Annotated in this window: 14 protein-coding genes; 13 read left to right on the top strand and 1 reads right to left on the bottom strand. The window is 47.4% G+C overall.

Annotated elements, in window-relative coordinates; translation table 11 throughout:
* Nucleotides 1–27 precede the first annotated feature (27 nt).
* The 12 genes from hrcA to QNO02_RS21200 all read left to right on the top strand — a co-directional run bounded on the left by hrcA (nt 28) and on the right by QNO02_RS21200 (nt 11,024).
* A complete protein-coding gene (gene hrcA / locus QNO02_RS21255; RefSeq protein ID WP_076211670.1) occupies nt 28–1,059 on the top strand; it encodes a heat-inducible transcriptional repressor HrcA in 1,032 nt (343 codons plus the stop codon).
* A 35-nt stretch (nt 1,060–1,094) separates the two neighbouring features.
* Complete coding sequence (gene grpE / locus QNO02_RS21250; protein ID WP_133385571.1) at nt 1,095–1,667, top strand: nucleotide exchange factor GrpE; 573 nt, start codon at nt 1,095–1,097, stop codon at nt 1,665–1,667.
* Nucleotides 1,668–1,828: 161 nt separating this feature from the next.
* Nucleotides 1,829–3,673, top strand: a complete 1,845-nt coding sequence (dnaK, locus tag QNO02_RS21245) for a molecular chaperone DnaK (RefSeq protein WP_289389897.1) — start codon at nt 1,829–1,831, stop codon at nt 3,671–3,673.
* 129 nt (nt 3,674–3,802) lie between these two features.
* A complete protein-coding gene (gene dnaJ / locus QNO02_RS21240; protein ID WP_062835521.1) occupies nt 3,803–4,927 on the top strand; it encodes a molecular chaperone DnaJ in 1,125 nt (374 codons plus the stop codon).
* Nucleotides 4,928–5,168: 241 nt separating this feature from the next.
* Nucleotides 5,169–5,537 carry a hypothetical protein gene (locus QNO02_RS21235; RefSeq protein WP_017687219.1) on the top strand — a complete coding sequence of 123 codons (369 nt, stop codon included), beginning with the start codon at nt 5,169–5,171 and terminating at the stop codon, nt 5,535–5,537.
* A gap of 281 nt (nt 5,538–5,818) precedes the next feature.
* A complete protein-coding gene (locus QNO02_RS21230; protein WP_017687220.1) occupies nt 5,819–5,998 on the top strand; it encodes a YfhD family protein in 180 nt (59 codons plus the stop codon).
* Nucleotides 5,991–6,383, top strand: a complete 393-nt coding sequence (locus QNO02_RS21225; protein WP_133385570.1) for a hypothetical protein — start codon at nt 5,991–5,993, stop codon at nt 6,381–6,383. Before QNO02_RS21230 ends, QNO02_RS21225 begins: the two co-directional genes overlap by 8 nt.
* 190 nt (nt 6,384–6,573) lie before the next feature.
* On the top strand, nt 6,574–7,539 hold the full coding sequence (gene prmA, locus QNO02_RS21220; protein WP_289389896.1) for a 50S ribosomal protein L11 methyltransferase: 966 nt from the start codon (nt 6,574–6,576) through the stop codon (nt 7,537–7,539).
* Between the two features lie 3 nt (nt 7,540–7,542).
* Nucleotides 7,543–8,223, top strand: coding sequence for a site-2 protease family protein (locus QNO02_RS21215; protein ID WP_074095894.1), 681 nt, complete (start codon nt 7,543–7,545; stop codon nt 8,221–8,223).
* A 138-nt stretch (nt 8,224–8,361) separates the two neighbouring features.
* Nucleotides 8,362–9,126 (top strand): RsmE family RNA methyltransferase, encoded by a 765-nt coding sequence (locus tag QNO02_RS21210; protein ID WP_192133644.1) that lies wholly within the window; start codon nt 8,362–8,364, stop codon nt 9,124–9,126.
* A gap of 2 nt (nt 9,127–9,128) precedes the next feature.
* Nucleotides 9,129–10,475, top strand: a complete 1,347-nt coding sequence (mtaB, locus tag QNO02_RS21205) for a tRNA (N(6)-L-threonylcarbamoyladenosine(37)-C(2))-methylthiotransferase MtaB (protein ID WP_289389895.1) — start codon at nt 9,129–9,131, stop codon at nt 10,473–10,475.
* A 111-nt stretch (nt 10,476–10,586) separates the two neighbouring features.
* Entirely contained in the window at nt 10,587–11,024 is a 438-nt protein-coding gene (locus QNO02_RS21200) for an NUDIX hydrolase (RefSeq protein ID WP_133385566.1), read from the top strand.
* Nucleotides 11,025–11,087: 63 nt separating this feature from the next.
* Here the strand turns inward: QNO02_RS21200 and QNO02_RS21195 are convergent, their stop codons facing one another.
* On the bottom strand, nt 11,088–12,089 hold the full coding sequence (locus QNO02_RS21195) for a Na/Pi cotransporter family protein (RefSeq protein ID WP_289389894.1): 1,002 nt from the start codon (nt 12,087–12,089) through the stop codon (nt 11,088–11,090).
* A gap of 704 nt (nt 12,090–12,793) precedes the next feature.
* Here QNO02_RS21195 and QNO02_RS21190 point away from each other — a divergent pair.
* Nucleotides 12,794–14,170: a class I SAM-dependent rRNA methyltransferase gene (locus QNO02_RS21190; protein ID WP_289389893.1), complete on the top strand. Its 1,377-nt coding sequence runs from the start codon at nt 12,794–12,796 to the stop codon at nt 14,168–14,170.
* The last annotated feature ends 4 nt before the right edge of the window (nt 14,171–14,174 follow it).

The raw sequence follows: 14,174 nt of genomic DNA, 5'->3' as shown, positions 1-14,174 counted from the left end.
TACAGTCAGAAGGAGGGAATACTCACCATGTTAACAGAGCGTCAACGAATGATTCTGAACGCTATAGTGGATGACTATATCCGTTCAGCTGAGCCCGTAGGGTCCCGGAGCATTTCCAAAAGGGGAGATGTTGGATACAGTCCGGCGACGATCCGTAATGAAATGGCGGACCTCGAAGATATGGGCTTTCTGGAACAGCCGCATACATCGGCTGGACGCATTCCATCCCATAAAGGCTATCGATATTATGTCGATCATTTGGTTCCCTGGAATCAGGTGGAGCCTCAGGAGTTGGATGATCTGAAGTCGTTCTTCGCTGAAAAGTTGAACGTCATGGAGCAAGTTATTCAGCATGCATCCAATATTTTGTCACATATGACGAATTATACTTCGATCCTGCTTGGACCGGAAGTATTCCATACGTCCCTACGTCACTTCCAATTGCTTCCGTTGAACGAAAGTGAAGCTGTGGCAATCATTGTGACCAATACCGGTCAGGTGGAGAACAAGACGGTCCAGATTCCTCCAGAAATCTCGGTAGCCGAGATGGAGAAAGTGGTTCGACTGTTGAACACCAAGCTGGTTGGTGTGCCAATTTACAAATTGAAATCCCGTCTCTATACTGAACTCGGGCAAGAGATGGAACGGCATATTACACGTTACGAGGAAGTTATGCAGGTGCTGAACAGTGCCTTTGACAACGAACATGATAATCGTCTGTTCCTCAGTGGTGCCACCAATATGTTGACTCAACCGGAGTTTAAAGATATCGAAAAGGTAAAAGATATTCTTGACCTGCTGGAAGAGACACCAACACTCATGAAATTGATGATGCCCGTGCCGGGTGGATCTGGTATTCAAGTGCGAATCGGCACTGAGAATGATCATGAAGCCTTTGCCAACTGCAGCCTGATTACAGCCTCCTATTCATTGGACGGTGAGGCATTGGGTTCGATCGGTATTCTAGGACCCACGCGGATGGATTATGCACGTGTCATTCATATTCTAAATACACTATCCCGTGACTTGACGGCGATGCTGACACATCGTTTCAAATAAGATTCGGGAATGAACCATTTCATTCGTATAAGGAGGTGAACATCTTGAAAGAGGAGCAATCATTTACAGAAGAACAAGAGGTAACAGCAGCTGAGCAGGAGCCTATTAATGAAGCTGGCGCTGCAGAAGCACAAGCTGAAGAGATGGCTGGTCAGGAGCAGGATGAGCTTGCACGTCTGAAGGCAGAAGCTGAGGAGCAACAGCAACGTTATGTCCGTGCACAGGCTGATTTTGATAACTTCCGTCGTCGTACTCAGAAGGAAAAAGAAGAATTGGCTAAATATGCTTCGATGAAGCTGGTCACCGAACTGGTACCGGTTATTGATAACTTCGAGCGTGCCATGGCTACTGTACCGGAAGGAGCAGAGGTCGAATCTTTCTCCAAGGGCATCCAAATGATTTTCCGTCAATTGGAAACCGTGATGAATAACGAAGGTCTGACGGCAATGGAATCGGTAGGACAACCGTTCAATCCTGAATTCCACCAAGCTATTATGCAAGTGGAGAGCGACGAGTACGAAGAAGGTATCGTTGTTGAGGAAGTCCAAAAAGGCTACATGCTGAAAGATAAAGTGCTTCGTCCAGCTATGGTTAAAGTCAGCTCATAATTTCCTTATAGGAAGGAATGGGTCGGCTCCATAGTTGAACAATGTGGGCGAAGTTTAATATAAAGGTTTGTACACATAGAGCACGATTAGCAACATGAACATCTAAATAAGGGTCAGATCAGACCCATTCATTTTAAATTGTTGAGGGAGGAAATTTTCGGATGAGCAAAGTAATTGGTATTGACTTAGGAACAACAAACTCATGCGTAGCAGTAATGGAAGGCGGCGAGGCTGTCGTAATTCCAAATCCGGAGGGCGCACGTACAACTCCATCCGTAGTTGGTTTCAAAAAAGATGGAGAGCGCGTTGTTGGTGAAACTGCAAAACGTCAAGCGATCACCAATCCGGATCGTACCATCATGTCGATCAAACGTCACATGGGTACTTCCCACAAGGAAACAATTGATGGCAAAGACTACTCTGCACAAGAGATCTCTGCAATCATCCTGCAAAAATTGAAAACTGATGCTGAAGCTTATCTGGGTCAAACGGTAACTCAAGCAGTTATCACTGTACCAGCTTACTTCAATGACAGTCAGCGTCAAGCGACTAAAGATGCGGGTAAAATTGCAGGTTTGGAAGTTCTGCGTATCGTCAACGAGCCTACAGCAGCAGCTTTGGCATACGGTATGGAGAAATCCGAAGACCAAACGATTCTCGTATATGACCTGGGTGGCGGTACGTTCGACGTATCCATTCTTGAACTGGGTGACGGCTTCTTCGAAGTTAAAGCAACGAGCGGGGACAACCAACTGGGCGGGGATGACTTCGACCAAGTAATCATTGATTATCTCGTAAGTGAATTCAAAAAAGATCAAGGCATTGACTTGAGTAAAGATAAAGCAGCGGTTCAACGTTTGAAAGATGCAGCGGAAAAAGCGAAAAAAGAACTTTCCGGCGTATTGACTACAACGATCTCCTTGCCGTTCATCACGGTTGCTGATGGCGTTCCTCAGCATTTGGAGTTGAACCTGAGCCGTGCGAAATTTGAAGAAATCTCTGCAGGTCTGGTTGAGCGTACGCTTGAACCAACTCGTCGTGCATTGAGTGATGCGGGTATGACGGCTAACGATATCGACAAGATCGTATTGGTTGGTGGTTCCACACGTATTCCTGCAGTCCAAGAAGCAATCAAAAAACTGACTGGTAAAGAGCCTCACAAAGGTGTTAACCCGGATGAAGTTGTAGCTTTGGGTGCTGCTGTACAAGCGGGCGTATTGACAGGTGACGTGAAAGACGTTGTATTGCTTGACGTAACTCCACTGTCCCTGGGTATCGAAACAGCAGGTGGCGTATTCACTAAAATGATCGAGCGTAACACAACGATCCCTACAAGCAAATCTCAAGTATTCTCCACTTATGCAGACAATCAACCAAGCGTTGAGATTCATGTTCTGCAAGGTGAGCGTGAGATGGCAGCAGGTAACAAATCGCTTGGACGTTTCATGTTGGGTGATATTCCACCAGCTCCACGTGGCGTTCCACAGATCGAAGTTAGCTTCGATATTGATGCCAACGGTATCGTTAACGTATCTGCAACAGATAAAGGTACTAACAAAACTCAAAAAATCACAATCACTTCTTCCAGCGGTTTGAGCGATGCTGAAGTTGAGCAAATGATGAAAGATGCTGAGTTGCACGCTGAAGAAGATAAAAAGCGCAGAGAACTCGTTGAAGCGAAAAACAGTGCAGATCAATTGATCTACTCTGTTGACAAAACGATCAAAGATCTTGGCGAAAAAGCAGATGCTGGCGAAGTTGAAAAAGCGAATGCTGCCAAAGAAAAACTGCAAGGTGTTCTGGCTTCCGACAACCTGGAAGAGATCAAAGCTGCTACAGAAGAACTGACAGAGATCGTTCAACAACTGTCCGTGAAACTGTATGAGCAAGCTCAGGCGCAAGACCAAGAAGCACAAGGTGCTGAAGAGCAACAAGGTTCCGCTAAACGTGATAACGTCGTAGACGCTGATTACGAAGTTGTGGATGAAGATAAAAAACAAAACTAATTCGTAGTTCTACGCGAATTAAACATCGGTGACGTTCGAATTAGAGGGAAAGTCATAGCCGGGGCTCCCGCGCTTTGGCTTTCCTTTTGTCACGATGTGCGATATGGTGAATGATATGGGGGTGGAAGAGTGGCTGAAAAGCGTGATTATTATGAGGTGCTTGGCGTTAGTAAAACGGCTAACGACGATGAAATTAAAAAGGCTTACCGTAAGCTTGCCCGTCAGTATCACCCTGACGTAAACAAGGCTGCTGATGCGGAAGCTAAATTTAAAGAAGTTAAAGAAGCTTACGACGTAGTGAGTGACGGTCAGAAGCGTGCACAATATGATCAATATGGTCATGTCGATCCGAATCAAGGTGGATTCGGTGGTGGCGGTGATTTTGGCGGCGGCGGATTTGGCGACATCTTCGACATGTTCTTTGGCGGCGGTGGCGGTGGACGACGTGATCCCAATGCTCCGCAACGTGGGAATGACCTGCAGTATACGATGACGATTGAGTTCAAGGAAGCTGTATTTGGTAAAGAAACCGATATTACGATTCCGCGTACCGAAGGCTGTGATACCTGTCATGGCTCAGGTGCCAAACCTGGAACGAAACCGGAAACTTGCTCGGTCTGCCAAGGTAGCGGTCAGCAGGAAGTCGTGCAAAATACACCGTTTGGTCGTATGGTTAATCGTCGTGCATGTTCGAACTGTAGTGGTTCGGGCCAAATTATCAAAGAAAAATGTACAACGTGCAGTGGTAGCGGTAAAGTCCGCAAGCAACGCAAAATCCATGTTCGCATTCCAGCGGGTGTAGATGACGGCGCGCAACTGCGTATGACAGGTGAGGGCGAGGGAGGTCTGCGTGGCGGACCAGCGGGAGATCTGTATATTGTCATTCGTGTGAAATCACATGATTTCTTCGAGCGTGAAGGTGACGATATTTATTGCGAAATCCCACTTACCTTTGCTCAGGCAGCTCTGGGAGATGAAGTTGAAATCCCAACGCTGACCGAGAAAGTGAAGTTGAAAGTACCAGCTGGTACACAAACGGGAACGTATTTCCGACTCAAAGGCAAAGGCGTACCACGCCTGCGCGGTATGGGGCAAGGGGATCAACATGTGAAAGTGGTTGTGGTTACACCTAGTAAGCTGAATGACGAGCAGAAAGATCTGCTTCGCCAAATCGCTGCGCTGGATGGAGAGCAAACACATGAGCATGAACAATCTTTCTTTGATAGAGTGAAACGTGCCTTCCGCGGCGACTGAGAATAATATATAGCAAGTCCAAAAGGACACCACAGCGGTTTTTACCGTAGGGTGTCCTTTTTTGTACGCCTTTTTTTAGTGTTTCAGTGATTTTGGCAAAATCCATGGATTTATTCTATAAAGAACGACAGCAATTTGTGGGAGCATTTCGGTATATTCTGAGCGAACTTGCGGAAAGATAGCATGGCGAGAATGATATGCATAGCTGATATGCGAGAAATTAGGGAAGCAGGTGAAGCGGATGACCGAGAAAAATATTTTGGCGTACTTTCACAGCCCGGAACAGGCTCAAGGGGCAGCCAAAAAACTGGAGGCATTGCGAGTGGAGGACCTGTCAATTAATCGATTCAGCCGATATGCGGGTGTAGGACCAAGCGGGGCTTCCTACAAGCCGGGCGTTTCCGGCAGTTTTTCATCATGGGTGCCCGATTCGATGCAAACAAATGCCAGTGCTGGAATCATGGCTGCGGCGGACCCTTCTGCAAGCGGCATGAGTGATGGTGGACAGGGTGGACCTACGGGAAGGGATGTATTACTAACGGTCATCGTAGATGAATCGGTACATCACCGCGCTATGTCTATAATCGAACAAGCCGGTGGAATGATCTAGTTTCAAGAAATATATATTTAGATCAACAATATAAGATTCAATCTAAACATTTACACAATAACGGAGAGGACAGAAAAAACCTGAAGAAGCGAAGCGTTCGCCTAAAAGCTTTCGCAAGAAAGCTACTTCGGAAGCATACGCTATCCCCGGATTTTCCCTTTGGAAGAAGGGAATTAAAAAAAATCTGGGGATAACAGCGATCGGAAGGTTGTTCTGTCATCGGAGTGTCAGTGTAAATACGATTTAGTTGAACTTATACAATTTGAAGGAGGAGCATTACAATGGCAGAACATGAACGTCCAGGCAAGATTTTAACCAAAACGGAAAAGATGAAACGTATGCAATCCGCGAAAAATGAGGACGTGGAATTCAGCGCTGAAGCTGCGGATCATGAAGATATCGAAGCACTACGCCGCAGTGAAGCGGCTGATCGACGTCAGGGACGGGAGCTTCATGACTGAAGATCGCTCGGCAGTGATACTCGAAGCTGTTTTTACAAGCTGGACTGAGGCCGAGTCTGCACGAAGAGCCCTGGAATTGTTGCACCCAAACCAATTGAGTATCGAGAGCCTTGGCAATGAAGCGTCTGCATTGGATTCAAACGATGTTAAGGGCTTCGATAATTCCCCTACAGCCGTCGTTGGAGGATTTAGTGGAGAACTGAATGTACTTGCCCTGATTAGTGATGAAACGGAAATGCTGTCCAATGGTCAGGTGTATGATACACCCGAAGAGGATTCGGCAAACAGGCTAAAACAAGAAATTTTGCTGACCGTGTCCGTATCCAACGATTCGCTCCCGCAAGCCGCTGAGATGATCACGCAGAATGGTGGGCGTTTTTGCTAAGTGAGATTCGAATTATACAAAATGCTGAAGTAAATGAAACAGATATGTATGAATAGATGACAGGATATTCGAGCAGTCAGGCTGCGGATATCCTGTTTTGTTTTTCTTTTACTGGTGCGGCTTTGTGCTCCGGCTAGCTTGTGTAGTACAATAGTTGGGATGTTTGAAAAATGAGGAGGAAAAACCAAGTATGTTATGGCATGAACTAACAATACATACCACAGAAGAAGCTGTGGAGATGATTTCGAATTTTTTACATGAAGCGGGTGCTGGAGGGGTTTCAATTGAAGAGTCCGGTACTTTAAATAAAAAACGGGACACGACATATGGTGAGTTATACGACGTTCCTTTGAATGATATTCCGGAAGGCTTTGCGGTAATCAAAGGGTACTTCTCCGAAGGTACGGACATGGATGCACTACAGTCAGAAGTTAATCCGAGAATCGAGGAACTCTCTGAATTCGGAATTGATACAGGTGAGGTTCGTTATGAGAAGCGTACAGTGGATGAAAATGACTGGGCAACAGCCTGGAAACAATATTTCAAGCCGGTACGTGTATCGGAACGTCTGACGATCAAGCCAACGTGGGAAGAGTATACGCCAGAAAGTCCGGATGAGAAAATTATTGAGCTTGACCCAGGCATGGCTTTTGGTACAGGAACACATCCAACGACCTCCCTCTGCTTGCGTACACTGGAAACGGTTGTTCAGGGCGGCGAGGAAGTTATTGACGTAGGTACAGGTTCTGGTATTTTGGCTATTGGAGCGATAAAACTTGGCGCAAAACATGTACTGGCGCTTGATCTTGATCCGGTTGCGGTAATCAGTGCTAGGGAGAATGTGGAACTGAATGGGCTGGAGCAACAAATTACAGTTAAAGAGAGTGATCTGTTGTCTGTCCTCGGGAGTCAGGACCCTGCACTTGGTGTACAACTACCGGTTAAGGTTGTCGTGGCGAACATTCTGGCTGAAATCATTTTGTTGTTCGTAGACGATGTCTATAATGCGCTTGAGTCTGGTGGGACCTATATTGTATCCGGAATTTGGAAGAACAAAGAGCAGGTTGTACATGATGCACTGGTAGCCTCCGGGTTTGAAGTGAGTGCGATCCATCGTGATGAGGATTGGCTGGCGTTTGTAGCCAGAAAGGGGTAACGTATGGACTTTTGGAATTCGTTCTTTCGTTATCCGATCGATCAGCTTCCGTTTTTCCTGCTGACCATCCTGATCGCATTTACGGTGCATGAATTCTCGCATGCGTATTTTGCCAACAAATTCGGTGATCCGACAGCCAAGCTGTTGGGTCGGGTCACGCTGAATCCGGTTGTACACTTTGACTTATTTGGTGTGCTGTTGCTCATTATTGCCGGCTTTGGTTGGGCACGTCCAGTTCCGGTTAATCGTGCTAACTTCGACAAGCCTAGATTGATGGGCATCATCGTATCCGCAGCAGGGCCTCTGAGCAATCTGTTGCTCGCGATCATTGGTACAATCATCTATGCTTCACTGGTTGGTTCGGGAGCACTCGGCGGCATTGATAATGAGCGGTTGCTGACAGCAATCACAACGTTTTTCGCTATCTTTAACTTAACCAACTTTTTCCTGTTCCTGTTTAACTTGATTCCGTTGCCCCCACTGGATGGTTATCGGATTCTGGAAGATGTAGTGCCACCTTCAATCAGCCGCAAGCTGCAAGGGGTGGAGCAATGGTCCATTTTTATCTTCTTATTGATTCTTGTTATACCTCCGTTGCAAAATGTGACGATTCAACCTTTGTATGAGTTTGCGCAAACGATGTATGTGGATCTGGCAAAGCTGGTTATTGAATTATATCGCTAAAAGCGTATCGTGTTTTGGGCTGATATACTGGTCAGAAACACGTAAAAGTTGTATGATCATCTGTGGCGATTGGATTCACGCCTGTCATTAGGCGGGGTGAATTTCAGTCATAACAGGACAGAATGGGTGGATTGACTAATGCAGCGATATTTTGTATCTGCAGAACAGTTTAATGAACACGCTGTGATCATCACAGGTGATGATGCACGCCATATCGGCAAGGTCATGCGTGGTAAACCTGGAGATAAACTGATTGTCAGTGACGGAAACTCCAGAGAAGCACTCGTGGAAATTGAGACTATTGAAGTTGGCCAAGTGACAGCCAATATTGTCGAACCTCTCGAGATGGACCATGAAGCACGGATTCGTGTAACCGTGGCACAGAGTTTGCCCAAGGGCGACAAGATGGAAACAGTCATCCAGAGATGTACTGAGATTGGGGCGGTTTCATTTGTACCCTTCCTGTCAGAACGTACGATTGTGCAATATGATGCCAAGAAAGAAGGCAAACGGTTGGAGCGGTGGCGGAAAATTGCCAAGGAAGCTGCCGAACAGAGTCACCGGAATCGTATTCCATCTGTCGAGCAGCCGCTTTCCTGGAAAGGGCTGTTATCTTCTTTTGAGGGCTATAGCCTGGTATGTTATTGTTATGAGAAAGAAAACGGTAAACAGCTGAGAGATGCACTGAAACCGTTTGTAGAGCAGCTTGCACCTGATGCAAGTGCAGAAGTTTTGATCGTGGTTGGACCGGAAGGTGGATTTTCTGAGAAGGAGACGGCAGAGGCTGATCAGGCAGGTGCTGTATCTGTTGGACTGGGCAAACGCATTTTGCGTGCTGAGACAGCTGGAATGGCAGCACTAACTTGCGTGTTATATGAATCCGGAGAAATGGGAGGAATGTAATTATGCCATCCGTGGCGTTTTACACCTTAGGCTGCAAAGTTAATTTCTATGATACAGAGGCGATTTGGCAATTGTTCAAAAACGAAGGTTACGATCAAGTGGACTTTGATGAACAGACAGCGGATGTATACTTGATTAATACTTGTACAGTAACCAATACCGGCGACAAAAAGAGCCGTCAAATTATTCGTCGTGCCATTCGGCGCAACCCGGAGGCGATTGTGGCCGTTACAGGCTGCTACGCGCAGACTTCTCCGGCAGAGATTCTGGACATCCCAGGGGTGGATCTGGTTATCGGTACACAGGACCGTGACAAGATTTTGCCATATGTTAATGAAATTCAGGAGTCCCGTCAACCCGTTAACGCGGTACGTAATATTATGAAAACTCGTGTGTTTGAAGAAATGGATGTACCTGATTTTGCTGATCGTACCCGCGCTTTCCTGAAAATTCAGGATGGATGCAATAACTTTTGCACGTTCTGCATCATTCCGTGGTCTCGTGGTCTCTCACGTAGTCGGGAAGCGAACAGCATTATTCAACAGGCCCATCAACTCGTACACGCCGGATACAAGGAGATTGTTCTGACCGGTATTCATACAGGCGGGTATGGCGATGACATGGAAAACTATGATCTGACCGACCTGCTGTGGGATTTGGATAAGGTAGAAGGTTTGGAGCGTATTCGAATCAGCTCGATTGAAGCCAGTCAGATCGATGACCGCATGCTCGACGTGATCAAACGTTCGGACAAACTTGTTCGTCACTTCCATATTCCGCTGCAAGCGGGTGATGATACGGTGTTGAAACGTATGCGCCGTAAGTATACGACAGAAGAGTTTTACAACAAAATGCTTCGCATTCGGGAAGCAATGCCGGATGTAGCGATTACAACAGACATCATTGTTGGATTTCCAGGTGAGACGGATGAGATGTACCGTAATGGCTATGAGTTGATGCGTAAGATCGGTTTTTCCGAAATGCACGTATTCCCTTATTCCAAGCGTACGGGTACACCAGCAGCACGGATGGAAGATCAGGTGGACGAAGAAGTCAAAAATGCACGTGTGCATGAACTGATTGATTTGTCCGAGCAGATGCAGCTGGAGTACGCTAAGCAGTTTGTTGGACAGGTACTGGATGTTATTCCCGAAGGTGAAGCCAAGGGCCGCGAGGGAAGTGGCAAGCTGCACGGTTATAGCGACAACTACATTCAACTGGTCTTTGACGGAACCATGGATATGGTCGGTAAAGTGTGCCGGGTCAAAGTGGTTGAAGCTGGCGTCAACGAGAGTCAGGCTACGCTGGTACGTGTGTTGGAAGAGAATCTTAAGTCCGCCGCGATGTGATCGAGGCGTCAGAAACAAGGATTTCATTTCCTTGGGGAGCTTACCCGGGGAGATGAGGTCCTTCTTTTGCAAAAAAATAAGATAAAGATATCGAAGTTGATGGGGGAGAGCATGATGAACAAAAAAGAAATTTCAGCAGGCGGAGTTGTTTATAGAACAGGGGAAGACGGACGTCTTCAAATTCAGCTTATCGTAGATCGTTATGGTAAAACAACTCTCGCCAAGGGCAAAATGGAAGAGGGAGAAACAATCGAACAGACGGCACTGCGCGAGATTTTGGAAGAGACAGGTATGGTGGGCCGCATTGTAGAGCCGGTTGATATTATTGCTTACACGTACCAACATGCAGATTTTGGCCCGGTGGACAAGGAAGTTCATTATTATCTCGTTGAAGCCGAGAGTGGAGATCTGCAGCCTCAGATTGAAGAAATCAAGGGTGTGGATTGGTATGCTCCGGAAGAAGCATGGTCCAGACAGCAGCAGAACGGATATGATAATAACGATGATATCTTGCGTGTAGCCCTGAACAAGTTAGGCATTAACGTATAACGCATTATTGTTCTAGATCGAGTCAGTTAGCCGCGCGTTCTGTGGGTCTGGATAGGCAGATCATCAAGCCACGGGTGACTTCGCCGCAGGGGCGTGGACCGGTGGTTTTTTGTGCCAAATCGGCAAGTAACAGAATGGCAAAGCAAGCAGTGAACTGGTGATGTTAAAAAGGGTCTGGGCATGCGCAATTTGTGCCCCGTAGTCCGCTGACAGCCAGGCCGAAGCTGCATGCAGCTGGCCGATCAGCGGCATAAACAGCAGCGCTCCCGCAATGTTTAATACAACATGGGAGGCTGCGACAAATTTGCCTGCGGATGCTCCGCCCGCGGCAGCAATCACAGCGGTGATGCAGGTCCCCACATTGGACCCGATCACAATGGCGATGCCGATCTCCACAGGTAATACCCCTGTGGCTGCGAGCGTAATCGCCATGCTAATGACAGCTGCGCTGCTGTGAATGAGCGCTGTCAGACAGGCACCTGCCAGGAAGCCCCACCACAAGCTGTCGGCCGAGCGGTCGAGAAACCATTGAAATACGCCCATGCTCCGCAAGGGTAAGGCAATGGATTGCATTACCTGAATACCTGTCATAACAAGTGCAAATCCTGCGGCTGCGAGGAAGCTGTACTGGATGTTAAACAGAGTCTGGCGCGTGCGTTCAGGAGCGGCCAGATTGCGTTCACCAAGAACAACAAACATGGCCCAGCCCGTTAGCGACAGGACGAGTAGCGGCAGGGAAGCACGTCCAATCTGCAGCCCCACCAGCTCTGTTGTCAGGCATGTCCCTATGTTGGTGCCGAGGATGATGCCGAGTGTGCGTCCATAGGTAATTAATCTGGCATTAGCCAGTCCAATGGTGAGCACGGTGACCGCAGTACTGCTCTGTAACAAGGCCGTTGCGCCCGCACTGAAGGCCATACCTTTCCATGGAGCAGAGGTAGCGCGATTGAGCCAACCTGCCAACATGGGCCCTGCCATACGTTGCAAGGCGTTCTCCATCAGTTTCATGCCACCAAAAAAGATAATAAGCCCATAGAGTAGGGGCAATATCACATCTCTAAACATAGAAACATCATTCCTTCCGTCCGGGTTCCTTAACTCATCCTATGAGTAAGAAAAGACAACCATGACAAGCCTAAAGGAATTCAGAGGGAAGCGACCTAAATTACCCCACCCTAATTCGAAAGATACAGTGGTTCGTGCAAACGTAGTGGAGGGGACGAAATTGTTACCGAAGAAGCGAAGCGCTCGCCTTTATCCCCGGATTTTCCCTTTGAGAAAAGGGAGTTCAAAAAAATCTGGGGATAACAGCGATCAGAGGAACAATTCGTCGCCGTAGCGCCATCTAATTGTGCCACCCCAATTCGAAAGATACGGTGATTCGTGCAAACGTAGTGGAGGGGACGAAATCGAATCTGAAGAAGCGAAGCGTGCGCCTTTGTCCCCGGATTTTCCCTTTTAAGAAAGGGAATCAAAAAAAATCTGGAGACAACAACGATCGAAAGATCAATTCGAACCCGGAACGCCACCTAGTTGCTGCACCCCAATTCGAAAGATACGGTGATTCGTGCAAGCGTAGTGGAGGGGGCGAAATCGAATCTGAAGAAGCGAAGCGTGCGCCTTTGTCTCCGGATTTTCCCTTTAAAAAAGGGAATCAAAAAAATCTGGAGACAACAGCGATCGGAAGATCGATTCGTAACCGGAACGCCACCTACGCGCCGCACAAAACTTATCTTTTGAACTATTAAATTAAAGGAAGTGGATCTACCTTGCCATCAGTTACACTCGAACGCAGTCGCAAAAAGCGGCTTGAACATGCCCATCCATGGATATTTAACAATGAAATTGCCTCTGTTGACGGAAACCCGGAGCCGGGAGATCTGGTCAATGTATTGAATCATCAAGGTCGCTATCTGGCGACAGGATATTACAATCCTGCATCTCAGATCACTGTAAGAGTTGTAGCTTATCAACCGCTGGAGTCCGAACAGATGGATACGGCGTTCTTTGCAGCGCGTTTTCGCGATTGCTTGCGTCACCGGGAACGTTTTATCCAGGATGGAGAGGCATACCGTCTCGTTTACGGCGAAGCAGATTTTCTACCAGGCTTGATCGTTGACCGGTTCGGCAGCATCCTCGTTGTACAGTTGCTTACACTTGGCATGGATCGTTGCCGTGAAGCCATCGTACAGGCACTCATTGAAGTAATGCAGCCAGAAGGCATATATGAGCGCAGTGATGTCTCGATTCGTGAACTGGAAGGTTTGGAGCAGACCAAAGGTCCGCTGTACGGAGATTGCCCACGACATGTCACCGTTACAGAAAATGGACTACTCATTAAAGTGGACATCGTGGAAGGGCAGAAGACAGGTTACTTCTTCGACCAACGCGAAAATCGTGCAGCGATCGAACCGCTCATGAAGGGGTGGGGCTACAAGAGTGGAATCACACTCCAAACGACCGAGCAGGATGGCACAGAGCAGCTCCTGCCTGTGAATAAAAGCGGTAAGGTAGTTACATTCCCTTATTGGGATGGTGCCACCGTACTGGAGTGTTTCTCACACACAGGCAGCTTCACGTTAAATGCTTGCAAGTATGGAGCCAAAAAAGTGACTTGTCTTGATATTTCGGAGCATGCCATTGAGAGTGCACGAACAAATGTGGAGCTGAACGGTTTCACCGACCGGGTCGAATTCGTCGTTGCTGACGCATTCCAGTACTTGCGTGAACAAGTGAAAGGACTGGATGAACGTACTGCACGTGCGCGTGCTGGCGAACAGAAAGTGGATACATCCAAGGCGCTTACAGCTGGCGGTAAAACATTCGATGTCGTTATCCTCGATCCCCCGGCGTTTGCCAAAACAAAATCAGCAGTCAAAGGTGCATGCCGTGGATATAAGGATATCAACCTGCAAGGAATGAAACTGGTTAATGAGGGCGGATATTTGGTAACAGCAAGCTGTTCGTATCATATGCGTCCAGACCTCTTCCTGGATACGATTGCGGATGCAGCAGAAGATGCAGGCAAAGTGCTTCGTCTGATCGACTGGAAAGCAGCCGGTAAGGATCACCCGCAAATTTTGGGTGTGGATGAAGGACATTACCTGAAATTTGCTATTTTCGAAGTGCGCAGTAAAAAGAATTAATTGT

It is taken from the genome of Paenibacillus sp. PK1-4R, assembly GCF_030369595.1.
Taxonomy (GTDB): domain Bacteria; phylum Bacillota; class Bacilli; order Paenibacillales; family Paenibacillaceae; genus Paenibacillus.
Note: the sequence above shows the minus strand (reverse complement) of the source record. Positions and strands in the feature narration are given on the sequence as shown.